19 protein-coding genes and 2 rRNA genes are annotated in these 24,618 nt (G+C 65.5%); 11 read left to right on the forward strand and 10 right to left on the reverse strand.

All coding sequences use genetic code 11. The features are described from left to right. The first annotated feature begins 265 nt into the window (after positions 1-265). A 23S ribosomal RNA gene (locus ACJEIK_RS06900) occupies positions 266-3,371 on the forward strand. Positions 3,372-3,521: 150 nt separating this feature from the next. Further along, positions 3,522-3,635: ribosomal RNA gene (rrf, locus tag ACJEIK_RS06905) — 5S ribosomal RNA — on the forward strand. A gap of 71 nt (positions 3,636-3,706) precedes the next feature. Here rrf and ACJEIK_RS06910 read toward each other — a convergent pair. From ACJEIK_RS06910 to ACJEIK_RS06920, 3 genes are all read right to left on the reverse strand, one after another. Next, positions 3,707-4,216, reverse strand: coding sequence for a methylated-DNA--[protein]-cysteine S-methyltransferase (locus ACJEIK_RS06910; RefSeq protein WP_409431239.1), 510 nt, complete (start codon positions 4,214-4,216; stop codon positions 3,707-3,709). Beyond that, positions 4,213-5,733 carry a DNA-3-methyladenine glycosylase 2 family protein gene (locus ACJEIK_RS06915; RefSeq protein WP_409431240.1) on the reverse strand — a complete coding sequence of 507 codons (1,521 nt, stop codon included), beginning with the start codon at positions 5,731-5,733 and terminating at the stop codon, positions 4,213-4,215. Before ACJEIK_RS06915 ends, ACJEIK_RS06910 begins: the two co-directional genes overlap by 4 nt. Before the next feature lie 321 nt (positions 5,734-6,054). Beyond that, positions 6,055-6,873, reverse strand: a complete 819-nt coding sequence (locus ACJEIK_RS06920) for a hypothetical protein (RefSeq protein ID WP_409431241.1) — start codon at positions 6,871-6,873, stop codon at positions 6,055-6,057. A gap of 161 nt (positions 6,874-7,034) precedes the next feature. On the opposite strand from ACJEIK_RS06920, the gene ACJEIK_RS06925 reads away from it, so the two are divergent. After that, positions 7,035-7,997, forward strand: coding sequence for a DUF1214 domain-containing protein (locus tag ACJEIK_RS06925; protein ID WP_409431242.1), 963 nt, complete (start codon positions 7,035-7,037; stop codon positions 7,995-7,997). Between the two features lies 1 nt (position 7,998). On the opposite strand, the gene ACJEIK_RS06930 is transcribed toward ACJEIK_RS06925, so the two are convergent. Both ACJEIK_RS06930 and ACJEIK_RS06935 read right to left on the reverse strand, forming a co-directional pair. Continuing rightward, positions 7,999-8,295 carry a hypothetical protein gene (locus ACJEIK_RS06930; RefSeq protein WP_061005366.1) on the reverse strand — a complete coding sequence of 99 codons (297 nt, stop codon included), beginning with the start codon at positions 8,293-8,295 and terminating at the stop codon, positions 7,999-8,001. Between the two features lie 43 nt (positions 8,296-8,338). Continuing rightward, positions 8,339-9,940 carry an adenylate/guanylate cyclase domain-containing protein gene (locus tag ACJEIK_RS06935; RefSeq protein ID WP_061005368.1) on the reverse strand — a complete coding sequence of 534 codons (1,602 nt, stop codon included), beginning with the start codon at positions 9,938-9,940 and terminating at the stop codon, positions 8,339-8,341. A 64-nt stretch (positions 9,941-10,004) separates the two neighbouring features. On the opposite strand from ACJEIK_RS06935, the gene nucS reads away from it, so the two are divergent. Further along, on the forward strand, positions 10,005-10,685 hold the full coding sequence (gene nucS / locus ACJEIK_RS06940; protein WP_061005370.1) for an endonuclease NucS: 681 nt from the start codon (positions 10,005-10,007) through the stop codon (positions 10,683-10,685). Then, on the forward strand, positions 10,682-10,972 hold the full coding sequence (locus tag ACJEIK_RS06945; protein WP_374704309.1) for a hypothetical protein: 291 nt from the start codon (positions 10,682-10,684) through the stop codon (positions 10,970-10,972). Before nucS ends, ACJEIK_RS06945 begins: the two co-directional genes overlap by 4 nt. Before the next feature lie 6 nt (positions 10,973-10,978). On the opposite strand, the gene mce is transcribed toward ACJEIK_RS06945, so the two are convergent. Then, the gene (gene mce, locus ACJEIK_RS06950) at positions 10,979-11,455 is read right to left on the reverse strand and encodes a methylmalonyl-CoA epimerase (protein WP_061007289.1); all 477 of its coding nucleotides are present in this window, start codon (positions 11,453-11,455) and stop codon (positions 10,979-10,981) included. Between the two features lie 83 nt (positions 11,456-11,538). Here mce and ACJEIK_RS06955 point away from each other — a divergent pair, with 83 nt between their 5' ends. The 3 genes from ACJEIK_RS06955 (at position 11,539) to ACJEIK_RS06965 (ending at position 14,044) form a co-directional block, all read left to right on the forward strand. Then, positions 11,539-12,720 (forward strand): acetyl-CoA C-acetyltransferase, encoded by a 1,182-nt coding sequence (locus tag ACJEIK_RS06955; protein WP_061007298.1) that lies wholly within the window; start codon positions 11,539-11,541, stop codon positions 12,718-12,720. 63 nt (positions 12,721-12,783) lie between these two features. Further along, a complete protein-coding gene (locus ACJEIK_RS06960) occupies positions 12,784-13,143 on the forward strand; it encodes a DUF3817 domain-containing protein (RefSeq protein ID WP_061007288.1) in 360 nt (119 codons plus the stop codon). A gap of 13 nt (positions 13,144-13,156) precedes the next feature. Then, a complete protein-coding gene (locus ACJEIK_RS06965) occupies positions 13,157-14,044 on the forward strand; it encodes a tetratricopeptide repeat protein (RefSeq protein ID WP_061007287.1) in 888 nt (295 codons plus the stop codon). Between the two features lie 51 nt (positions 14,045-14,095). Here the strand turns inward: ACJEIK_RS06965 and ACJEIK_RS06970 are convergent, their stop codons facing one another. Next, positions 14,096-14,956, reverse strand: coding sequence for an alpha/beta fold hydrolase (locus tag ACJEIK_RS06970; protein ID WP_064857941.1), 861 nt, complete (start codon positions 14,954-14,956; stop codon positions 14,096-14,098). 43 nt (positions 14,957-14,999) lie between these two features. Between ACJEIK_RS06970 and ACJEIK_RS06975 the strand changes: the two genes are divergently transcribed. Beyond that, positions 15,000-15,599, forward strand: a complete 600-nt coding sequence (locus tag ACJEIK_RS06975) for a TetR/AcrR family transcriptional regulator (protein WP_061007285.1) — start codon at positions 15,000-15,002, stop codon at positions 15,597-15,599. Here the strand turns inward: ACJEIK_RS06975 and glgB are convergent. Next, positions 15,586-17,760, reverse strand: a complete 2,175-nt coding sequence (glgB, locus tag ACJEIK_RS06980) for a 1,4-alpha-glucan branching protein GlgB (RefSeq protein ID WP_061007284.1) — start codon at positions 17,758-17,760, stop codon at positions 15,586-15,588. The two genes, ACJEIK_RS06975 and glgB, sit on opposite strands and share 14 nt — an antisense overlap. After that, a complete protein-coding gene (locus ACJEIK_RS06985) occupies positions 17,757-19,823 on the reverse strand; it encodes an alpha-1,4-glucan--maltose-1-phosphate maltosyltransferase (protein ID WP_061007297.1) in 2,067 nt (688 codons plus the stop codon). Before ACJEIK_RS06985 ends, glgB begins: the two co-directional genes overlap by 4 nt. 182 nt (positions 19,824-20,005) lie before the next feature. Here ACJEIK_RS06985 and ACJEIK_RS06990 point away from each other — a divergent pair, with 182 nt between their 5' ends. Together ACJEIK_RS06990 and ACJEIK_RS06995 are read left to right on the forward strand one after the other, a co-directional pair. Then, complete coding sequence (locus tag ACJEIK_RS06990) at positions 20,006-22,624, forward strand: glycosyltransferase family 1 protein (protein ID WP_061007283.1); 2,619 nt, start codon at positions 20,006-20,008, stop codon at positions 22,622-22,624. Positions 22,625-22,686: 62 nt separating this feature from the next. Further along, entirely contained in the window at positions 22,687-23,466 is a 780-nt protein-coding gene (locus ACJEIK_RS06995; RefSeq protein WP_409431664.1) for a virginiamycin B lyase, read from the forward strand. Here the strand turns inward: ACJEIK_RS06995 and ACJEIK_RS07000 are convergent. Then, entirely contained in the window at positions 23,463-24,560 is a 1,098-nt protein-coding gene (locus tag ACJEIK_RS07000; RefSeq protein ID WP_409431243.1) for an FAD-dependent oxidoreductase, read from the reverse strand. The genes ACJEIK_RS06995 and ACJEIK_RS07000 overlap by 4 nt on opposite strands. Positions 24,561-24,618: the final 58 nt, after the last annotated feature.

Genomic DNA, 24,618 nt, shown 5'->3' on the forward strand with positions numbered 1-24,618 from the left:
CCAGACACACTGTTGGGTCCTGAGACAACAGGCCCGTTCGCTCCCCTCCTCATGTGGGGGTGGGAGACACCGCTCCGTTGGGGGTGGTGGGGGTTGTTGTTGCCTCACCGGTTTTGGTGGTGGGGTGTGGTGTTTGATTCGTGGATAGTGGTTGCGAGCATCTAACGCGCGCAGTATTGGTTGCCGGCGGCTTTCGGGTCGTTGGTTTTTCCTTCTGTGTGTGTTGATGTGCAATTTTGATTCTTGTTTATCAATTGGTTTTTGTGCGTAAGTGTTTAAGGGCGCATGGTGGATGCCTTGGCATCAGAGGCCGATGAAGGACGTAGGAGGCTGCGATAAGCCTCGGGGAGCTGCCAACCGAGCGTTGATCCGAGGATGTCCGAATGGGGAAACCCAGCACGAGTTATGTCGTGTTACCCACGCTTGAATATATAGGGTGTGGGAGGTAACGCGGGGAAGTGAAACATCTCAGTACCCGTAGGAAGAGAAAACAATTGTGATTCCGTGAGTAGTGGCGAGCGAAAGCGGATGAGGCTAAACCGTATGCATGTGATACCGGGTAGGGGTTGTGTGTGCGGGGTTGTGGGACCTATCTTTCCAGGGCTATCCCTCTGGAGGGCAGTAAGAAAATGTCGTGGTTAACGGAAGTGGCTTGGGATGGCCTGCCGTAGAGGGTGAGAGTCCCGTACGTGAAAACCCGATGTCTGCCTTGATGGTGTTCCCGAGTAGCAGCGGGCCCGTGAAATCTGCTGTGAATCTGCCGAGACCACTCGGTAAGCCTAAATACCTTCTGATGACCGATAGCGGATTAGTACCGTGAGGGAATGGTGAAAAGTACCCCGGGAGGGGAGTGAAATAGTACCTGAAACCGTGTGCCTACAATCCGTCAGAGCCCTCCTTTGGTGGGGTGATGGCGTGCCTTTTGAAGAATGAGCCTGCGAGTCAGGGACATGTCGCGAGGTTAACCCGTGGGGGGTAGCCGTAGCGAAAGCGAGTCTGAATAGGGCGTATCCCGTAAGGGTGTAGTGGCATGTTCTGGACCCGAAGCGGAGTGATCTACCCATGGCCAGGGTGAAGCGCGGGTAAGACCGCGTGGAGGCCCGAACCCACTTAGGTTGAAGACTGAGGGGATGAGCTGTGGGTAGGGGTGAAAGGCCAATCAAACTCCGTGATAGCTGGTTCTCCCCGAAATGCATTTAGGTGCAGCGTTGCGTGTTTCTTGCCGGAGGTAGAGCTACTGGATGGCCGATGGGCCTCACCAGGTTACTGACGTCAGCCAAACTCCGAATGCCGGTAAGACAAAAGCGTGGCAGTGAGACGGCGGGGGATAAGCTCCGTGCGTCGAGAGGGAAACAGCCCAGATCGCCGACTAAGGCCCCTAAGCGTGTGCTAAGTGGAAAAGGATGTGCAGTCGCGAAGACAACCAGGAGGTTGGCTTAGAAGCAGCCACCCTTGAAAGAGTGCGTAATAGCTCACTGGTCAAGTGATTGTGCGCCGATAATGTAGCGGGGCTCAAGCACACCGCCGAAGTCGCGGCATCCGCAAGGATGGGTAGGGGAGCGTCCTGCATCCGGTGAAGCAGCCGAGTGATCGAGTTGTGGAGGGTGTGGGAGTGAGAATGCAGGCATGAGTAGCGAATAGGCAAGTGAGAACCTTGCCCGCCGAAAGACCAAGGGTTCCTGGGGCAGGCCAGTCCGCCCAGGGTGAGTCGGGACCTAAGGCGAGGCCGACAGGCGTAGTCGATGGACAACGGGTTGATATTCCCGTACCCGTGTGTGTGCGTCCGTGATGAATCCATTGTGCTAACCATCCAAATGGCACGTGATGATCCTTTCGGGGATCACGTGTTGCCGGCTGCGTGGGACCCTGGTGGGTAGTAGTCAAGCGATGGGGTGACGCAGGAAGGTAGCCGTACCGGTCAGTGGTAATACCGGGGTAAGCCTGTAGGACGAACGATAGGCAAATCCGTCGTTCATATGTCTGAGAGGTGATGCATAGCCGAGTGAGGCGAATTCGGTGATCCTATGCTGCCAAGAAAAGCCTCTAGCGAGTGCACACATGGCCCGTACCCCAAACCAACACAGGTGGTCAGGTAGAGAATACTAAGGCGTACGAGTTAACTATGGTTAAGGAACTCGGCAAAATGCCCCCGTAACTTCGGGAGAAGGGGGACCTCCATACCGTCAAGGCCCTTGCGGCCGGCAGCGGGAGGGGGTGGCACAAACCAGTGAGAAGCGACTGTTTACTAAAAACACAGGTCCGTGCGAAGTCGCAAGACGATGTATACGGACTGACGCCTGCCCGGTGCTGGAAGGTTAAGAGGACCTGTTAACTCCTTCGGGGGTGAAGCGGAGAATTTAAGCCCCAGTAAACGGCGGTGGTAACTATAACCATCCTAAGGTAGCGAAATTCCTTGTCGGGTAAGTTCCGACCTGCACGAATGGCGTAACGACTTCTCAACTGTCTCAACCATAGACTCGGCGAAATTGCACTACGAGTAAAGATGCTCGTTACGCGCGGCAGGACGAAAAGACCCCGGGACCTTCACTACAACTTGGTATTGGAGTTCGGTACGGTTTGTGTAGGATAGGTGGGAGACTGTGAAGCGCACACGCCAGTGTGTGTGGAGTCGTTGTTGAAATACCACTCTGATCGTATTGGGCTTCTAACCTCGGACCGTCTATCCGGTCCAGGGACAGTGCCTGGTGGGTAGTTTAACTGGGGCGGTTGCCTCCTAAAATGTAACGGAGGCGCCCAAAGGTTCCCTCAACCTGGACGGCAATCAGGTGTTGAGTGTAAGTGCACAAGGGAGCTTGACTGCGAGACCTACAAGTCGAGCAGGGACGAAAGTCGGGACTAGTGATCCGGCACCCCCGAGTGGAAGGGGTGTCGCTCAACGGATAAAAGGTACCCCGGGGATAACAGGCTGATCTTCCCCAAGAGTCCATATCGACGGGATGGTTTGGCACCTCGATGTCGGCTCGTCGCATCCTGGGGCTGGAGCAGGTCCCAAGGGTTGGGCTGTTCGCCCATTAAAGCGGCACGCGAGCTGGGTTTAGAACGTCGTGAGACAGTTCGGTCTCTATCCGCCGCGCGCGTCAGAAACTTGAGGAAACCTGTCCCTAGTACGAGAGGACCGGGACGGACGAACCTCTGGTCTACCAGTTGTCCCACCAGGGGCACCGCTGGATAGCTACGTTCGGACAGGATAACCGCTGAAAGCATCTAAGCGGGAAACCTCTTCCAAGACCAGGTTTCTCACCCTTTTAGAGGGATAAGGCCCCCCGCAGACCACGGGATCGATAGACCAGACCTGCACACTTAGCAATAAGTTTAGGGAACTGGCACTAACCGGCCGAAAACTTACACACACCCAAAAAACCAGTGTGTAAGCAAGAACATTGCACATCAACGTGCCCGCAACCACACCACAATCAGAATCGAACAGACCACACCCCACCACCAAACAACCCCCACAAAGGGGGATTGTCACGGCCGGTAGAGGATTAAATAAATAGAGTTACGGCGGCAACAGCGGCAGGGAAACGCCCGGTCCCATCCCGAACCCGGAAGCTAAGCCTGCCAGCGCCGATGATACTGCCCTGCACGGGCGGAAAAGTAGGACACCGCCGAACACAAATTACCTCAGCCCCCCGATGAAAATCGGGGGGCTGAGGCATTTTGCGTTCAAGATGTTTTGCATTTCTCAATCGAATAGCGTCGGCTCTTCGGTTCCTGACCGGCTTTTCTCGAGATCGAGCAGGAGTTTCTTGCGGTCCGATCCACCGCCATATCCAGTCAGGCTGCCGTTGGCTCCGATGACTCGATGGCAGGGCACGATGATGCCGACGGGATTGTGGCCATTGGCCAGTCCGACTGCACGAGACGCACCCGGTGATCCGACCTGCAGCGCGATCTCGCCGTACGAACGGGTTTCGCCGTACGGAATGGTCAGCAACGCACCCCAGACCCGGCGCTGGAATTCGGTGCCGATGAGGTCGAGTTCCAGATCGAACTCCTGGAGTTCGCCGGCGAAGTAGGCGGTGAGTTGGTCGACGGCCTCCGGAAAAGCCGTCTCGTCGGGCTCCCAACCGTCATGACTTGGCTCGTATGTCTGATCGTCCATCCGCAGATGCCGGATCCGCCCGTCGCGACCGGCGATCGTGATGGTTCCGACCGGACTGTGCATGGTCCGGGTCTGCAACGTGGCGGTCATGCCTGCTCCTGTTGTGGTGAGTGCGACGGGTTGGTGGTCAGGGGCGGCCACTGGTTGACCGCGTGATCCAGAGAGGTCCACAGGTGTTGAGTGGCGTAGGCACGCCATGGCCGCCAGTGTGCACTGTGCTCGATCAACTGGCGTGAATTGTCCGGCAGCCCAGCTTGTTTGGCGGCTGCCTGGACGCCGAGGTCGCTGGCGGGAAAGGCATCGGGATCGCCGAGGCCACGCATCGCGATCACCTCGGCGGTCCACGGTCCGATGCCGGGCAGTTCGGCCAACTGAGTTCTGGCCTGCAGCCAGTCCGACCCGGCGTCGAGCTCGAGGGTGCCGGCGGCGAGGGCGTCGATCAGCGCGACAAGTGTGCGTCGGCGGGACTCAGGGAACGCCAGGTGGCTCGGATCGATCTCGGCCAGTTGGATGACGGACGGGAAGACATGGGTCAAGGCTCCCGCCGGGTCGTTGATGGGCGTGCCGTACGCCAGCGCCAGCCGGCGCGTGTGCGTCGCGGCGGCCTTCATGGATACCTGCTGCCCGATCACCACCCGGAGCGCCAGCTCGTTCTCGTCGACGGTGCGGGGGATGCGTTGCCCGGGCGCCTTCGCGACGACGGGCGCCAGGTGCCGGTCGGCGTTGAGGACGTCGATGACGGCCTCCGGGTCGGCGTCGAGGTCGAGCAGTCGCCGGCACCGGGCGATGGCGGTGGCCAGGTCCCGGAAGTCGTCGAGGATCAGCGTGCACTGGACGTGATCCACGCGTGGCGACAGTCCGACGATGCCGGTCCCGTTGGGCAGCCGCAAAGTACGTCGGAACGTGTCGTCGCGTACCTCTTCGACGCCCGGCACCGCGCCGGCCGCCAGGTGGCCGAACACTCCCTCGTATGCGAAGGGCGTCCGCACCGGCAGCCGGACGGAAAGTGTTCCCGTGCCCGGGGTTTCGTTGGGTTCGAAGCGCGCCTGCGCCCGGAGCCGCAGTTCGGTCGGCGTCAGCGCACATACTTCGCGAATGGTGTCGTTGAACTGGCGGATGCTGGAGAAGCCGGCGGCGAACGCGACGTCACCGAAGGGCAGTTTCGTGGTCTCGATGAGGACCCGCGCGGTCTGGCTCCGCTGAGCCCGGGCCAGCGCCAAGGGGTTCGCGCCCACCTCGGCCTGGAGCAGCCGCTCGAGTTGGCGGGTGGTGTAGCCGAGTCTGGCGGCCAGGCCCGTCACGCCTTCGCGGTCGACGGTGCCGTCGGCGATCAGTCGCATGGCGCGGGCCACGACGTCGGTGCGGATGTTCCACTCCGGTGACCCCGGCGATGCGTCGGGCCGGCAGCGCTTGCAGGCCCGGAAGCCGGCCCGCTGCGCTGCCGCGGCGGTTGGATAGAAGCGGACGTTGCGCGCGAACGGCGGCCGGACCGGGCAACTGGGGCGGCAATAGATGCCCGTGGTGAGGACGGCCGTGACGAACCAACCGTCGAACCGGGCGTCCTTGGATTGGACTGCCCGGTAGCAGCGGTCGAAGTCGTCGTACATGTCTTCGACAATGGCATGCGGCGGACCCGAGTACTAGCGGAAAATCGACATCAACGTCGTTGGCGAGACATATTTAATCATTTGTCTCGTAAATGGCTGACGCGCGAGTGTGGCCCTGTTATAACTGGAACGCGTTCTAGTCGGGGTACAGGGGAGTCGCATGCCGATCAACAGTCGTGAGCAGTTGCCAACTGGCGCAGCCAGATTCGTCGGCCGGGTCGGTGCGCTGGCCGTCGCGCTGGGGATCGGCGTGGCGGTGGCGAGTAGTCCTGGCATCGCCTTCGCCGCACCGAGTGATGCCGCGGGGACATCGTCGGACGGTCATGCGAAGGGTGAGACTGCGGCCAAGGGTGACGGCGACAAGGCCGATGCGGACAAGCCGAAGAAGGACAAGGGCGTCAAGCGCCCTGGCGCGGTGAATCCGGGGAAGAAGTCGTCGAAGCGGCCCGCGGATAATGCCGATGCGGAGAAGCCGTCGGCTGCGAAGAAGGCGACCGACGCCGGTAAGACGTCCGAGCCGGACGCGAAACCCACGATCAAGAAGGTCGCCACCACGCCCACCGTCACAGCCGCGCAGAAACCCTCGAAGGTGCAGGCGGCGGTGGCGACGGAGGACGCACCCGTGAGCAGTGCGCCACGGGCACATGTGGCCGTACCGGTCGCAACGCTCGGTGCACCGGTTGCCGCGGCTACCGCGGCCGTGTCGCATGCGCTCTCGGCGGTGGGCCTGAACGGGGCGGCGAACGCGTCCGGGAACCCCGTCGCGCCATTGCAGAACGCCGCGCTGTCCGCGCTGCTGGGCGTCACCCGCCGCGAGACCGCATCCACCTCCGCGACAACGTCATTGGCGGCCGCGCCGACGTCGCTCCAGAGCGCCGCCACGGTGCTCGGCACGTCGCAGCAGCTGGCCGGCGAGCGGACCGCCAACGCCATCGTGAACACGCTGCCGATGCAGATCATGAAGGCGATCCTCAAGTTCGCGTTCCAGCTGAATGCCAAGCAGCAGTACTCGCAGGTCGGCGGACCCGACCAGGAGAACCTGGACCAGCTGAACCAGGCGGTCGACGAGTACGCCCAGCAGGCCGCCATGGAGTACCAGCTGCTCAACCCGATGCGGCCGACGGTGCTGGAAATGGTCATGCCGCCGCATGATTGGTTCGGCCAGTCGATCACCGGCACGCGCATCCTGTACGACAACCCGGACACCATTTACCGGATGATGGCGGTCAACTCGACGTCGACGTACGTGATCAGCGGGAAGTTCGGTCCGGGGGAGAGGCCCGCGGAGACCCACCTTCAGTGTGCTGACGGGCCTCGGCGGAAAGACCGCTGCGGTGCTCAATGCCAAGGACATGCAGATCAACCCGGACGGCACCTTCACGGTCACGGTGAGTTCGCGTCCGGCCGAACCGGGCCAGACCAACCATCTGCAGATCCCGACCGACACCACGCTCATCGTCGCGCGGAACACGCTGTCGGACTGGAACACTCAGGATCCGATGAGCTTGTCCATCGAGCGGGTCAGCGGTCCGCGAAACAGCCTGTTCGCGCAGATCGGAGGCTTCGACATCCCCGGTCTGGGACCGGCGGTCTCCGGCAACCCGTTCCTGACCAACCTGGTCTCACTGATCCCGCCGCTGCCGGTGATGCCGCGGTTCCTGCAGGGCCTGGAAGCGTCGGTGATTCTCGCGCTCGGGCTGCGGATGGAACCGCAGTACATGGACGTGGCGACCAAGGATTCGTCGGGAAAGACGAAGCCGCCCAACGTCTTCACCGATCCCGAGAGCAACGCGACGTTCCTGTCGACCCAGGTGCAGAGCCCAGGGTACTTCCAGCTGGCTGACGACCAGGCGCTGGTCCTGACGATCAAGCCCGGCGACGCCGGCTATTTCGTCGTGCCGGTGACCAACGACTGGACCATCACCAAGAACTACTGGGATCAGCAGACCAGCCTGAACATCGCGCAGTCGGTGGCCAACGCGGACGGCAGCTACACCATCGTGGTGTCGCCGACCGATCCCGGTGTGGCGAACTGGGTGTCCACCGGCGGCCTCAACCAGGGGACCATCTCGATCCGCTTCCAGGACCTCGACCCCACGGGCACCAACCTGCCGAAGGTGAGTTCACAGGTGGTGGCGCTCAGCGACCTCGGCTCGGTGCTGCCCGCCGGAACGACGTATGTCACTGCGGCGCAACGGCAGGCGGCACTCGACGAGCGCAAGGCCGGGTTCGACAAGCGCTTCGCGCCCTACCCTCAGGTGTGATTCACCATTCGTGGTTCGGGCACTGCACGTCGACGTAGACAGTCGCCGCCACCGGGCCGCCCGGTTTGAAATTGCCCGGGTTGTTCACGCCGGTGACCCAGCAGATGTTGAGCGGCTTGACGTCGAAACCGTTGGTCCAGTTGATCTGGACGAGGTAGCCCTCGGCCTGGAGGTTGTTGATGACGTCGGCCGCCGAACCCCCGGTGTCGTAGCTGGGGTCGGCAGCGGCCGGCGGAGCGAGCGCGAACGACACGGCGAGCGCGCCGACGGCAGCCGCCATGACGGGATGTCGCTTCATAGGCACCATGATCCTCCGGATCTGTGTGAAGCAGATGTGAATCTCAGGCCAGGATCGCCAGTTGTGTCGGCTCGGACATGCCACGCAGCGTCACGGTGTCACCCAAAGCCCAGTGCGCTCTTTCGGATTCACTGACGGCGTCGAGCATGCTCGCCGCGGCCGCCAGATGGCCCGGTACGGACTTGGCGAGCTCGCACAGTCGAGCCGCCTCGTTGACGGGTTCGCCGATCACCGTGTACTCGAACCGCTCCTTGGCCCCGACGTTGCCGGCCACCACGGTGCCGGCCGCGACACCCAGACCCGCCTGCAATTCGGGCACTTCGTCACGCAGTCGCGACGCGATGGCCCGGGCGGCCGCCAGGGCGTCACCTTCGGTGCACTGCAACGACACCGGCGCCCCGAACACCGCCAGCACCGCGTCACCCTCGAACTTGTTGACGAACCCGTGGTGCCGGTCCACCTCGTCGACGATGACTGCGAAGAAGCGGTTCAGGAGGTCGACGACCTCGACGGCCGGGCGGCTGGTCACCAGCTTGGTGGAGCCGATGACGTCGACGAAGATCACCGCGGCGTGCCGTTCTTCGCCGCCCAGTTGCGGCTTCTCCTGCTCGGCGAGTGCCGCGACCTCACGCCCGACGTGCCGGCCGAACAGGTCGCGGACCCGTTCGCGTTCCCGCAGCCCGTGCACCATGGAGTTGAATCCGCGCTGCAGCTGGCCCAACTCGGTGCCGTCGAAGACCACCAGATCAGTGGTCAGGTCGCCCTGCTCGACTCTGCTGAGCGCTTGCCGCACGATGCGGATCGGGCTGGCCGTCAGCCACGCCACGATCCACATCAGCAACGCGCCGAAGACCAACGCGAACACCGCGAGCACCAGCACCGCGAACGCGAATTGGGTTGGGGTGAGGGTGCTTTGGGTCAGCGCGAACACCGCGGCCAGCAGCACGCCCAGCATCGGCACGCCAGAGCCGAACGCCCACACCACCATGGTTCGGCCCATGATCCCCGGCGCCAGCCGAGATGGCGGCCGTCCGGCCTGGAGTGCGTCGGCGGCGACCGGCCGCAGCGCGAACTCGGTGTACAGGTTGCAGCTCGTGGACACGACGATGCCGGGGAACGTGACGCCCAGTAGCAGTTTGGGAATGAACTGGGTGTCGTGCAGTGCGTAGAGCGTCGTCAGCAGTACGGCGCCGAGGCCCCACAGGGACAGCAGCACCCGCGTGAGCTGGCCCGGTGCGCGGAACGTGTTGCGCTGGTCCTCGACTGTCGGGGTGCGTTCCTCGATGGCCCAGCGCACGCTCTGGATCACCCTGTTGGTCGCCCACACCACGCCGACGAGGAAGGCGAACAGGATGTACGCGGGTGCCACGATCGTGGTGATCCACCAGACGTCGGCCCGGAAGACGTTGGGGGTCGGGAACAACACCGTCTCGATGAGGATCGAGACGCCGACGCCGATCATGTTCGCGACGATCACGAACGTGGTCAGGATCAGCTGAATGCGGATGCGGCGCCGGCGCTGGGTCTCGGAGACACGTCCCAGAATCCACGATCCGTATTCGGGTGTGGCCTGCAAGCTGGCACGCGGCGTGATGGCTTCCCGTATCCGCGCCAGGCGCGTCGTCCCGGGCTGGTCCGCAGTCATTGGCCGTCAGCCTAGTTCGTGGGGCGAGTCCGGACCGGGATTCAATACCCCTAAGGTGGGTCGGGTGCGTCTCGTGATCGCCCAGTGCACCGTTGACTACGTCGGACGTCTGACCGCACATCTGCCGTCGGCCCGTCGCCTGCTGCTGTTCAAGGCGGACGGATCGGTGAGTGTGCATGCCGACGACCGCGCCTACAAACCACTGAACTGGATGACGCCGCCGTGCTGGACCGTCGAGGAGGCAGCAGTGGACGGCGTTTCGGCTCTGGTCTGGGTCGTCGAGAACAAGGCCGGCGAGCAGCTGCGGATCACCGTCGAGGACATCGAGCACGACTCCAGTCATGAACTCGGGGTCGATCCCGGTCTGGTGAAGGACGGCGTGGAGGCGCACCTGCAGGAACTGCTCGCCGAGCACGTCGAGTTGCTGGGTGTCGGTTACACGTTGGTGCGACGCGAGTACCCGACGCCGATCGGTCCGGTGGACCTGTTGTGCCGTGACGAGACCGGGGCGTCGGTCGCGGTGGAGATCAAGCGGCGCGGGGAGATCGACGGCGTCGAGCAGCTGACGCGGTACCTCGATCTGCTCAACCGGGACAGCGTGCTGGCGCCGGTCGCCGGGGTGTTCGCCGCCCAGCAGATCAAGCCGCAGGCGCGCACATTGGCCACTGATCGTGGAATCCGTTGCGTGACTTTGGACTACGACAAGATGCGCGGCATGGACAACGACGAGTTCCGGTTGTTCTGATGCCGCGGCGACGTCCGGAGCGGCCTCGGCGCGATCCGCCGCCACTGCTCGGGCTGTCGTCGCGCCGGGTGGAGACCGGACCCGACGGATATGACTACGAGGTGCGGCCGGTGGCCGGATCCCGCGCCGTCAAAACCTATCGGTGCCCCGGATGTGATCACGAAATCCGCCCGGGCACAGCGCATGTGGTGGTGCTACGGGTCGATGACGCCGAAGACCGCCGCCATTGGCACACGCCGTGCTGGGCGAATCGGGGGAACAGAGGACCGACCCGACGGTGGTCCTAGACCGCTCTAGTGGGCCGCATCCTTGGCGGGCTCGACCAGCTCGATCAGCACGCCACCGGCATCCTTCGGGTGGATGAAGTTGATACGCGAGTCGGCGGTGCCGCGGCGCGGGGCTTCGTACAGCAGGCGGACGCCGTCGGCGCGCAGGCGCTCGGACAGGGCCTCGATGTCGCTGGTGCGGTAGGCCAGCTGCTGCAGGCCGGGGCCGCGGGTGTCGATGAACTTGGCGATGGTCGACTTCTCGTCGAGCGGGGCCAGCAGCTGAATCTGGGCGCTGCCGACGGGCGCGCCACGGACCGAGAGCATGGCCTCGCGGACGCCCTGGTCCTCGTTGACCTCTTCGTGCAAGACGATCATGCCGAGGTGGTCGTGGTACCACCGGATCGCGGCGTCCAGATCCGGCACGGCGATACCGACGTGATCAATAGCGGTCACGAGGGCGCTGGCCAGCGCCGGACGGGCATCGACGTGTTCGGTGGTCATAACGTAAAGGTAACCTGATACGACCGAATTTGCGCCTGTGTGATCGGCCACATTAGCCGTTACAGATTTGTTGGAGGATGGAAATGACGACCTCGGTAATTGTTGCCGGAGCCCGCACTCCGGTGGGCAAACTGATGGGTTCGCTGAAGGACTTCTCGGGTAGCGACCTGGGGGCCATCGCGATCAAGGGCGCGCTGGCAAAGGCTGGAGTCGACGCCTCGCTGGTCGATTACGTGATCATGGGCCAGGTCCTGACCGCCGGTGCCGGCCAGATGCCGGCCCGCCAGGCGGCCGTCGGTGGCGGTATCCCGTGGGATGTGCCGTCGCTGACCATCAACAAGATGTGCCTGTCCGGCATCGACGCCATCGCGCTCGCTGACCAGCTGATTCGCGCCGGTGAGTTCGAGGTCGTGGTGGCCGGTGGTCAGGAATCCATGAGCCAGGCCCCGCACCTGCTGCCCAAGAGCCGTGAGGGCTACAAGTACGGCAACGTCACCGCGCTGGACCACCTGGCCTACGACGGTCTGCACGACGTCTTCACCGACCAGCCGATGGGCGCTCTGACCGAGCAGCGCAACGACCAGGACAACTTCACCCGCGCCGAGCAGGACGAGTTCGCCGCGCAGTCGCACCAGAAGGCCGCGGCCGCGTGGAAGGACGGCGTCTTTGCCGACGAGGTGGTTCCGGTGTCCATCCCGCAGCGCAAGGGCGACCCGATCGAGTTCGCCGAGGACGAGGGCATCCGCGGCAACACCACCGCCGAGTCGCTGGGCGGCCTGCGGCCGGCGTTCCGCAAGGACGGCACCATCACCGCCGGTTCGTCGTCGCAGATCTCCGACGGCGCGTGTGCCGTCGTGGTCATGAGCAAGGAAAAGGCCGAGTCGCTGGGTCTGACCTGGCTGTGCGAGATCGGCGCGCACGGCGTCGTCGCCGGCCCGGACTCGACGCTGCAGAGCCAGCCGGCCAACGCCATCAAGAAGGCCGTCGAGCGTGAGGGCATCACCGTCGACCAGCTCGACGTCATCGAGATCAACGAGGCCTTCGCCGCGGTGTCGCTGGCCTCGACCAAGGAGCTGGGCGTCGACGGCGACAAGGTGAACGTCAACGGTGGCGCCATCGCCATCGGCCACCCGATCGGCATGTCCGGCGCACGCATCACGCTGCACGCGGCGCTGGAGCTGGCCCGCAAGGGTTCGGGTTACGCCGTCGCGGCGCTGTGTGGCGCCGGTGGCCAGGGCGACGCCCTGATCCTGCGTCGTCCGTAGTTTTCCGCGAGGTGTGAACTACACCTCGTAGTAGTCAGCCCGTCACTCGGGCACAATGGCGCCATGAACGCTGTTGTGCCCCGGGTGGCGGGCTGGTTTCGTTTGATCGCTCTGGCCGAGGCTGTCAGCTGGGTCGGACTGCTGACCGGCATGTACTTCAAGTACCTCGGCACGCCCCGCACCGAGGTCGGTGTGCAGATCTTCGGCATGGTCCACGGTGTGGTGTTCCTGGCTTTCGTGGCGACCGGGCTGATCGTCGGTTGGGCTGCGCGGTGGTCGCTGGTCACCTGGGTGCTGGCGGCGCTGTCCAGCATCGTGCCGCTGGCCAGCGTGGCCTTCCTGCGCTGGGCCGAACGAAGCGGCGCGCTGGCAGTCGGGGCCCGTGCCGCTGAGGGTGAACCGGAGCCGTCGGCCGTCGCGTGACAGACTGGACAGCGTGACTCGTCCGCGTCCTATCGGTCCCGCGCTGGCTGGCGCGGTGGACCTCTCCGCGCTCAAAAACCGTCCCGCTGAAGGTGCTGCCGCTGCCGGTGGCGAGCCTGGTGGCATCGAGATCACCGAGGCCAATCTCGAAGCCGAGGTGCTGATCCGCTCCGGCGAGGTGCCGGTCGTCGTGCTGCTGTGGTCGCCGCGCAGTGACTCGAGTGTCCAGCTCGGGCAGACACTGTCCGCGCTGGCCGCCGAGGACGGTGGCAAGTGGTCGTTCGGCACCGTCAACGTCGACACCTCACCGCGCATCGCGCAGATGTTCGGCATCCAGGGTGTCCCGACGGTCGTCGCGCTCGCCGGCGGGCAGCCGATCACCTCGTTCGAGGGTGGCCAACCGGCAGACCAGCTGCGCCGCTGGGTGGACTCGCTGCTGCAGGCGACCGCCGGCAAGCTCGGTGGCGGCGCCGAGGGTGAAGAGGAACAGGTCGACCCCGCTCTCGCGCAGGCCCGGGACTTCCTGGACAACGGAGACTTCGACGGCGCCTTGGCCGCGTATCAGGCGATCCTCGAGGCCGACCCGGCGCACGTCGAGGCGAAGGGCGCGGTGCAGCAGATCGCATTCCTGCAGCGCGCGTCCGCGCAGCGCCCGGAGGCCGTGCGCCTCGCCGACGCATCACCCGACGACATCGACCTGGCCTTCGCCGCCGCCGACGTGCAGCTCTTCCAGCGCGACGTCGACGGCGCCTTCAACCGGCTCATCGCGCTCGTCAAGAAGACCTCGGGCGACGACCGCACTCGCGTGCGCACCCGGCTCATCGAGTTGTTCGACCTGTTCGACCCGGCCGACCCCGAGGTCATCGCGGGCCGGCGCAACCTTGCCAACGCCCTCTACTGATATCCCGCGAGAAGACGCAAAACTGTCGATTTCGGCCTGAAGTTGACAGTTCTACGTCTTTTCGTGGGTCGGGGGTACCGCCAGCTCGGGTTCCATTGCGGGCGCCGAGGCCCAGAAGTCCGTGACGGCCGCAGCGATCGCGTCGGTGTCGACCAACAGCGGGCCGACGTGTCCCGAGCCAGTGAGGGTGACGACGCGTGCGTCCGGCATGGTTTTGGTCGCGGCGCGGGCGTCGGCGGGACTCCAGTGCTGATCGCCGAGATCGCCGGTCATCAGCAGCGTCGGGACGGTGACGTCGGACAGCCGGCCGGCCAGCGAGTGCCAGCTGTGCATGTATCGGACTGTGCGCCTTGCTGATTCGCGGTCCATTGCGCGGAACGCGGCTTTGAGCTCGGCAGCCCGCTCGGTACGCGCGATGTCGGCGCCACCGAGAAGCACGTCGAACAGGATTTTGGTCAGCAGGGGATTGGGGCCGAGCAGTCGGTAGGCCGCGGCGAGCGGATAGGTCTGGGTCCAGCGCTGCCGTCGGCTGACGGGTAGGACGGGCGCGGCGATGGTGGTCAGGCTGCACAGGCGGTGCGGTTCGGTGGCCGCCAGCATGATGCCGACGTGGCCACCCCAGGCGTTGCCGATCCAGTCGACCGCGCCGAGGCCGAGCGCGTCGAGCACTTCGCATGCGGCACTTGCACATTCACCGAGGCTGAAATCCCGGTGGATGGGGCTGCTCGTGCCGTATCCGGGTCCGTCGATGGTCACCACCTGTCGTTGGGTGGCCAGGGCGTCGGCGAGCGGGCCCCAGCTGCGCGAGTCCACCCAGAGGCTGTGCCACAAGACGGCGGGCGGACCGGTCCCGGTGCGGCGTACGTGCAGCTCGCCGAGACGGGTGGGGACGTGGGTGTCGAGTGTCGTCATGACGACCTCCATACAGTCTGTATGCTGCTACCATACAACTTGTATGGTCACGGTCAAGGGGGATTCACGGGAGCGGCTCATCGCAGTCGCGACCGAGTTGTTCGGCGCGCAGGGCTATCACCAGACCGGTACCGAGGAGATCGTCCGCCGCAGCGGAGTCACGCGTGGTTCCCTCTATCACCATTTCGCCGACAAGGAAGCGCTCTTCGAAGAGGTCTTCGACCGCGCCGATCAGGTCGTGAGCGCCCGGGTTCGGGCCGCTGCCGCGGCGGCCGCCGAACGCGGCGAGGACGCGTGGTCGGTGTTCCTCGCCGGCTGGGATGCCGTGCTGGACACCGCGGTTGACGCGCCGCTGCAACGCATCCGGGTGGTCGACGCGCCCGCGGTGCTCGGCTGGCAGAAATGGCAGGAGCGCAACGCGCGGTACACCCTGGCCAATATCGAGGCCGGCCTCGTCAGCCTGCTGGAGCAGGGTGTGCTTGCGCCGCAGCCGATTTCACCGCTGGCTGTGCTGCTGATGGGGCTCAGCAATCAAGCCGTCGCCGCCATCGCCGGCGCATCCGATCCCGTTCGCGCGCGTCGCGACACCGGTGCCGCGGTGCGCCGTCTCCTCGACGGGCTGCGGGACTCTAGGCGGGCTTGAGCCAGAGCGCCGACAGCGGCGGGAGGACCAGGACGGCGGAGGCGGGACGGCCGTGCCAGGGCTCGTCGGTGGCCTCGACCGCGCCCATGTTGCCCGCGCCCGCGCCGTTGTAGACCGTGGCGTCGGTGTTCAGCAGCTCCTGCCAGGTCCCGGAGTGCGGGAGGCCCAGCCGGTACTGCGAGTGCTCGCTGCCGGAGAAGTTGAAGACACAGGCGATGGCCGACCCGTCGTCGCCGAACCGCAAAAAGCTCAGCACGTTGTTGTTCGAGTCGTTGGCGTCGATCCACGAGTAACCCTCTGGATTACTGTCGCGCGACCACAGCGCGCGGTTGTCGCGGTAGATGCCGTTGATGTCGCGGACCAGGTGTTGGACCCCGGTGGAGAAGCTGTGTTCGCCGAGTTGGAACCAGTCCAGCCCGCGTTCCTCGGACCATTCGGCGCGCTGGCCGAATTCCTGTCCCATGAACAGCAATTGCTTGCCCGGATGTGCCCACTGGTAGGCCAGCAGCTGTCGCAGGCCGGCGGCCTTGGCGTGATCGTCGCCGGGCATCCGGGTCCACAGGGTGCCTTTGCCGTGTACGACTTCGTCGTGGCTGATCGGCAGTACGTAGTTCTCGCTGTAGGCGTACAACATCGAGAACGTCATTTCATGGTGGTGGTAGCTGCGATGGACCGGGTTGTGGCTGATGTAGTCAAGGGTGTCGTTCATCCACCCCATGTTCCACTTCATCGAGAAGCCAAGGCCGCCAAGGTTTGTCGGGCGGGTGACGCCGGGCCACGAGGTGGATTCCTCGGCGACGGTGACGATGCCGGGGACCAGCTTGTGAACGGTGGCGTTCATCTCCTGCAGGAACTGCACTGCCTCCAGATTCTCCCGGCCGCCGTAGATGTTGGGCGTCCAACCGCCTTCGGGACGCGAGTAGTCCAGGTACAGCATGGAGGCGACGGCGTCGACGCGGAGACCGTCGACGTGGAACTCCATCAGCCAGTACAGCGCGTTGGCCACCAGGAAGTTGCGGACTTCGTTGCGGCCGAAGTCGAAAACGTAGGTGCCCCAGTCGAGTTGCTCGCCGCGCCGGGGATCGGCGTGCTCATACAGTGGCGTGCCGTCGAAGCGGCCCAGTGCCCACGAGTCCTTGGGGAAGTGGGCGGGCACCCAGTCGACGATCACGCCGATACCGGCCTGGTGCAGCGTGTCGACCAGGTACCGGAAGTCGTCGGGGGTGCCGAGCCGTGACGTCGGCGCGTAGTACGACGTCACCTGGTATCCCCAGGACCCACCGAAGGGGTGCTCGGCCACCGGGAGGAGCTCGACGTGCGTGAAGCCCTGCGCCACCACGTATTCGGTGAGTTCGACTGCCAACTCGCGGTAGCTCAGGCCGGGGCGCCACGACATGAGATGCACCTCGTAGGTGCTCATCGGCTCGAAGACCGGATTGAGTTCGGCGCGCGCGGTCATCCACGCCTCGTCACCCCAGACGTAGTCGCTGACAAAGGTTTTCGATGCGGTCAGCGGCGGCACCTCGGTGCTGAAGGCCATCGGATCCGCGCGATCGCTGACCGACCCGTTGCCGGTGTGGATCCGGAATTTGTACAAACTGCCGGCCTCGAACCCGGGCCAGAACAGTTCCCACACCCCGGACGAGCCCAGCGCCCGCATCGGGGCCTCGCTGCCGTCCCAGTGATTGAAGTCGCCGATCAGGTTGACGCCCTTGGCGTTGGGAGCCCACACGGCGAATGAGAAGCCGTCGACTACTCCGTCCGGAGTGGTGAACGAACGGGGCTGCGCGCCAAGGATTTCCCACAGCCGTTCGTGCCGGCCCTCGGCCAGCAGGTGCAGATCCATGTCACCGAGCGTCGGCAGGAAGCGGTAAGGGTCGGCCGTGGTGTGCACGACGTCACCGGGATATTCGACTTCGAAGCGGTAGTCGGCCAGATCGGTGAACGGCACCTCGACGGCGAACACGCCACCCTCGATGGCCTCCATCGGGTAGCGCTTCTTGCCGATCAGCGCGGTGACCCCGGTGGCGTGCGGGCGCAGGGCCCGGATGACGGTGCGCTTGCCGTATTCATGCGCACCCAGGATCGAATGCGGGTCGTGGTGTTCACCGGCCAGTAGCCGGGCCAGGTCGACCACGGGTGGCCGCAGGTTGCTGGTCACGGCTGCCTCCGCAGGAGGTTCAGCCGTTTGTCGTACGGGATTTGCGGCATGTTCAGTACGTGGGCTACCGCTCTGCCCGGGTCCAGTCGAACGTAATTTGCTGCGCCCCATTGGTATTCCTCACCGGTGATCTCGTCTCGTACCCAGAACCGGTCGTGGTCCTCCATACCGAGGGCGCCCATGTCCAGCCAGAGCGTTGCCTGCTCGGGGCCGTATGGGTTGAGCGTCAACACCACAAGGACGGTGTCGCCGGTAACCGGGTCGAACTTGCTGTACGCCAACATCGAGTCGTTGTCGACGTGATGGAACTTGATGGTCCGTAATTGGCTGAGTGCCGGGTGCACGCGCCGAATCTCGTTGAGCCGGGTCAGCAGCGGCTCCAGGGACCGTCCGCCGGCCAGCGCGCCATCGAAGTCTCGTGGCCGCAACTGGTACTTCTCCGAGTCGAGATACTCTTCGCTGCCTTCGCGGACGGCCACGTGCTCGAACAGTTCGTAGCCGGAGTACACGCCCCACGACGAGCTCAGGGTGGCCGCCAGCACCGCCCGGATCGCGAACATTCCCGGACCGCCGTGCTGCAGGCTGGCATGCAGGATGTCGGGGGTGTTGACGAACAGGTTGGGCCGGTAGAAGTCGGCGTACTTGGCGATCTCCTGGCCGAACTCGGTGATCTCCCACTTGTACGTGCGCCACGTGAAATACGTGTACGACTGCGTGAAGCCGAGTTTCGCGAGTCCGTACAGACGGGCCGGGCGGGTGAACGCCTCCGACAGGAACAGCACGTCGGGGTCGATGTTCTTGGCTTGCGCGATCAGCCACGCCCAGAAATTCGCCGGCTTGGTGTGCGGGTTGTCGACGCGGAAGATCTTGACGCCGTGCGACATCCAGAAATTGACCACGCGCAGCACCTCGTCGTACAGGCCGGCCGGGTCGTTGTCGAAGTTGAGCGGGTAGATGTCCTGGTACTTCTTCGGAGGGTTCTCGGCGTAGGCGATGGTGCCGTCGGGCAACACCGTGAACCATTCCGGGTGCTCCTTGGCCCACGGGTGGTCGGGCGCGCACTGCAGCGCCAGATCGAGTGCCACCTCCAGGCCGTTGTCGCGGGCTGCGGCGATCATGTCGTCGAACTCGGCGATGGTGCCCAGGTCCGGGTGCACCGCGTCGTGACCGCCCTCGTCGCTGCCGATGGCCCAGGGGGAGCCGACATCGCCGGGCGCCGCGGTGACGTTGTTGTTCGGGCCCTTGCGGTGCACCTTGCCGATCGGGTGTACGGGCGGCAGGTACAGGACGTCGAAACCCATTGCGGCAACGCGTGGAATGGCCTTCGCGGTCGTGGAGAACGTGCCGTGGACCGGCTTCCCGTCGGCGTCCCAGCCGCCGGTGGACCGGGGGAAGAGCTCGTACCAGGCACTGAACCGGGCCCGTGGACGGTCGACCCAGATGCCGTATTGCTCTCCGCGCGTGATCAATTCACGTAGGGGGTACTTGCGTAGCAGGTCCGTGACATCCTGCGCCAACGCTGCCGCGGCTCGGATGTAGGGATCGCCGGCTTCCCGCAGCCGTCGCGCGGCCGCGAGTAGCGGGGCGCGGTCGTCCTGGGGGACCGCGGTGGCGGCGCGCTCCAGGAGGGTGGCACCGACCAGTAGGTCGTTGGTCAGTTCGGCCTCGCTCTGGCCGGCTTCGAGCTTGACGGTGATGGCGTGTCGCCACGTCGCGATCGGATCGCCCCAGCCGTCGACCCGGTACGTCCACAGGCCGACGGCGTCGGGGGTGAACTGGCCATGGAACACGTCGGGAGTGAAACCCGGGGCCATGGGCAGCCGGGTCGGCTTGACCTTGGCCCGCGGTGGGGCCGGCACCGGTGTTGCGCCCGGCGGGGTGTCGGCGAGTTGCGGGTAGAGGGGGCCGTGATACCGCACCACCAGGCTTGCGGCGACGGCGTCGTGACCTTCGCGCCAGACGGTCGCGCTGATCGGAACCACTTCGCCGACCACGGCCTTGGCGGGATATCGGCCTGCGGACACCACTGGTGCGACGTCGTCGATCTCGATCCGACCGGCCACCCAAACCACTCCTTACCCGGGCACACGCCACCACGCGCCGTAGTGGCTCAAAGGCCCGCCCGTGCTCTGATACCCACCGTAGTGGCCGATGACACCACAGGGGCAGTGAGCGGCTGGATGCGTCGTGCACAGTCGCTGAACTGACCCTGCACGTGAAAAAAATGTCAGTAAGGTTGGCTCGTGTGAAAGCCCTCCGCCGGTTCACCGTCCGTGCCCACCTGCCCGAACGCCTCGCCGCCCTGGAGCGGCTGTCCATCAACCTGCGCTGGTCCTGGCATACACCGACCCAGGAGCTGTTCGCGGAGATCGATCCGGTGCTGTGGGAACAGGTCGGCGCCGATCCGGTGGCGTTGCTGGGTGCCGTGAGCCCGGCGCGGCTGGACGAACTGGCGGCGGACGACGACTTCGTCGGCCGGGTGAACCACCGGGCCGCCGAGCTGGACAGCTATCTGAGCCGCCCGCTCTGGTACCAGGAGCAGGCCGACCTCGCCGAGGACGGCGGCCCCGCCATGCCGAAGGGCATCGCGTACTTCTCCATGGAGTTCGGCGTCGCCGAGGTGCTGCCCAACTACTCGGGTGGTCTGGGCATCCTCGCGGGCGATCACCTCAAGTCGGCGTCGGATCTCGGCCTGCCGTTGATCGCGGTGGGGCTGTACTACCGGTCCGGCTACTTCAAGCAGTCGCTGACGGCCGACGGCTGGCAGAACGAGAACTACCCGTCGTTCGATCCGCAGGGCCTGCCGCTGCGGCTGCTGACCGGAGCCGACGGCCAGCCGGCGCTCGTGTCGCTGAACCTGCCGGAATCGCAGGTGTTGCGGGCCCGGGTGTGGGTGGCGCAGGTCGGACGAGTTCCGTTGCTGCTGCTCGACTCTGACATTCCGGAGAACGATCACGAGCTGCGTTCGGTGACCGACCGGCTGTACGGCGGCGACCAGGAGCACCGGATCAAGCAGGAGTTGCTCGCCGGTATCGGTGGCATCCGCGCGATCCGGGCGTTCACCGAGATCGAGGGCATCCAGGCGCCCGAGGTCTACCACATGAACGAAGGCCACGCGGGCTTCCTTGGCGTGGAACGCATTCGGGAGTACATCAGCGGATCGGGACTGGACTTCGAGACCGCGCTGACGGTGGTCCGGTCGTCGACGGTGTTCACCACCCACACCCCGGTGCCGGCCGGCATCGACCGGTTCCCGGTGGAGATGGTCCGCCGCTACTTCGACGACACCGTGGCCTCGCCGCTGCTGCCCGAGGTGCCGCTGTACCGGGTGGTCGCGTTCGGCGCCGAGGACGACCCGGACAAATTCAACATGGCGCACATGGGTTTACGTCTCGCGCAGCGCGCCAACGGGGTGTCGCTGCTGCACGGCCGGGTCAGCCGCGGCATGTTCAACGAACTGTGGCCGGGCTTCGACCAGTCCGAGGTGCCCATCGGGTCCATCACCAACGGCGTGCACGCGCCCACCTGGGCCGCGCCGCAATGGCTGGAGTTGGGCCGCGAGCTGGTCGGCGTTGAGGGGATGGAGGCCGTCGACCAGGCGGCCGGGGAGCCGCAGCTGTGGCAGCGGTTGCACGACGTCGACCCCGGTCACCTCTGGTGGATCCGGTCGCAGCTGCGCGAGATGCTGATCGCCGATGTGCGGGCCCGGCTGCGCCGTTCCTGGCTCGAGCGTGGCGCCACAGAAGCCGAATTGGGCTGGATCGCAAACGCTTTCGACCCCTCGGTGTTGACCATCGGATTCGCGCGTCGAGTGCCCACGTACAAGCGGTTGACGTTGATGTTGCGCGACCCGGAACGGCTGGAAAAGCTGCTGCTCGATGAGTCGCGGCCGGTGCAGCTGATCGTCGCCGGCAAGTCGCATCCGGCCGATGACGGCGGCAAGGCGCTGATCCAGCAGGTGGTGAAGTTCGCCGACCGGCCCGAGGTGCGGCACCGGATCGCCTTCCTGCCGGACTACGACATGTCGATGGCCCGCTTGCTCTACTGGGGCTGCGATGTGTGGCTCAACAACCCGCTGCGTCCGCTGGAGGCTTGTGGCACCTCGGGCATGAAGAGCGCGCTCAATGGCGGGCTGAACCTCTCGATCCGCGACGGCTGGTGGGACGAGTGGTACGACGGCGAAAACGGTTGGGAAATACCGACTGCCGACGGGGTCACCGATGAGACGCGTCGCGACGACCTCGAGGCCGCGGCGCTGTACGACCTGATGGAGCACTCGGTGGCGCCGAAGTTCTACGAGCGCAACGAGCACGGCGTGCCGATGCGGTGGGTCGAGATGGTGCGGCACACGCTGCAGTCCCTCGGACCGAAGGTGCTGGCGTCGCGCATGGTGCGCGACTACACCGAGAAGTACTACGCGCCTGCGGCCCGGTCGTTCCGGCGCACGGTGGAGCCGATCGACGGTGTGCCGTTCGGTGCGGCCCGCTCGCTGGCGGCCTATCGCCAGCGGGTCACCGAGGCGTGGCCGAAGATTCAGATCACCGACGTGGACAGCTACGGGCTGCCCGATACGCCACTGCTGGGTTCAGAGTTGTCGCTGACCGCCACGGTGCAGTTGGCAGGGCTGCGCACCGATGAGGTTGTGGTGCAAGCGGTTCTGGGCCGGGTCGATGCCGGCGACCAGTTGGTCGACCCGGTGACGGTGCCGATGGCGCACACCGGCTCCGGTGAGGGGGGCGTCGAGGTGTTCTCGGCGACCACGCCGCTGCCGGTGGCCGGGCCCGTCGGTTACACCGTTCGGGTGCTGCCGCACAACGCATTACTGGCCGCCGACAACGAGCTCGGGCTGGTCACGCTGGCGTGAGCGCACTGACTGTTGCGGTCGATGGTGGACCGTACGCGCTGGCGGCCGGCCCGGATGGCGCGATGTGGGTGACGTTGGTGGCGGCGGGCGCGGTGGCCCGCATCGACGCCCGGGGTGAGGTGCGGCGGTTCGACGTCGGCGCCGACAGCCGGCCGATGCAGATCTGCGCGGGTCCCGACGGCGCCGTGTGGTTCGCCTGTTCGGGAACTGACCGGTTGGGTCGGATCACCGGTAGCGGCACCCTGTCGTTCGTCGAATTGGACACGGGCAGTGCACCGTTCGGTATCACCGTCGGGCCCGACGACGCCGTCTGGTTCACCGCCATGGACGCCGGGACGGTCGGCCGGGTGGGCGCCGACGGCGTCGCGGAGGTGGTTGCCGTGCCGCGCGGGATGCCGTCGATGATCACCGCGGGCGGCGACGGCGCGTTGTGGTTCACGCTGAATCAGAAGTCCGCGATCGGACGACTCACTGTCGCCGGCAAGCTCTCGACTCGGCCGACGCCGACACCGTCGGCAGGGCCGGTCGGCATCTGTGCGACGCACGATGACGCGGTGTGGTTCACGGCAATCGGCGCGGACAAGCTGGGTCGCATCCCGCTGAACGACGCCATTCAGGAACTGGATCTGCCGGGCAAGCCGCACGCGGTGGTCGCCGATGAGGCCGACGGCGTGTGGGTGAGCCTGTGGGGCGCCGACGCTATCGCGCGAGTCACCGCTGATGGGGAGGTCTCGACGTTCGATCTGCCGCCGGGCAGCGAGCCGCACGGGTTGGCAGTCGATCGGGACGGCGCGCTGTGGGTGGCGCTGGAGTCCGGGTTCGTGGTGCGGCTGCCGGTCTAGCGCGCCACCGGCTGGACAGTCTGGTCGAAGTCGATGATGTGGTGGCCCTGCAACCACATCATCGAGCGGCCACCGTCTTTCGCGGCCTGCCGGAACACCACCGGCAGGACCAGGTCACGCAGGAGCCGGCCCACCGGTCCCGCGGCCTTACTGTTGGCCGACCGGTGTCCGTGCCGGACGATCTTCTCCACGCGCCGTCGGCGCAGCGACTCGAACGTCGTGAATGCCGTTGGGATATCAGGGCAATCGCGCAGGCACTGCGCGAGAATCACGGCGTCCTCGACGGACATCGACGCGCCCTGGCCGGCCGATGGCGCGGTGGCGTGGGCGGCGTCGCCGGACATCAACTGGTGCAGCCAGTTTCGCCAGTCGACGTCGGTCATGTCGGACAAGGCGCCGCGTTCTGGCTCGCGCGCCATCGGCGGGTTGGCGAACCAGACGGTGCCACCGTCCGGGGTGGGAAACCAGGCGAAGAAGCAGCGGGTGCCGAACTGCATCCGGAATTCTCGCGGCGGCACGTCGACGGTGAAGTTCGGGATGTAGCCGCCGACGTTGAGCACCGGCACGTAGCGCGGCGTGCGTGCCGCCGGATCGACCATGCGGCGCACCGTCGAGTGGATACCGTCGCAGCCGATGAGCAGATCACCGGTTGCGCTGCTGCCGTCGGCGAACTGTGCCCGGACGCGGCCATCGGAAGCCGTTGTCGCGGAGACGAATTCTTTGCCGTAGTCGTATCGGGCGCCACGTGCCGCGGCCAGCGCGTTGAGTTCGCGGTAGAGGTCCGCGCGCCGCATCATGACCGACAGTTGTCCGTCGGGGCGTTGTGCGGCCATCGGGATGCGACCGAGCTCCTTGCCGCTGCCGGTGATGAAGCTGATGGTGTCGTTCGGATAGCCCAGGTTCTCGAGTGGGCCCGCAGCGTCGACGGCCCGGAGCGCGTCCATGCCGTTGGCTTGGAAGTTCAGCCAGGCCCCGCGCCGGTCGGCACCCGACGGGGAGCGTTCGTACAGGTGGGCGTCGATACCCACGCGCTGCAGTGCGATGGCCAGCACCGGGCCGGCGACTCCGGCGCCGATGATGAGTGCTTCGGTCATACGCGTTCCTCGGTTCGTGCCCAGATAGTTTCGACAATCAGATAGCTTGATTATCAAG

Origin of the sequence: Mycobacterium sp. SMC-16 (assembly GCF_046250085.1) — a bacterium.
GTDB lineage: Bacteria > Actinomycetota > Actinomycetes > Mycobacteriales > Mycobacteriaceae > Mycobacterium > Mycobacterium phocaicum.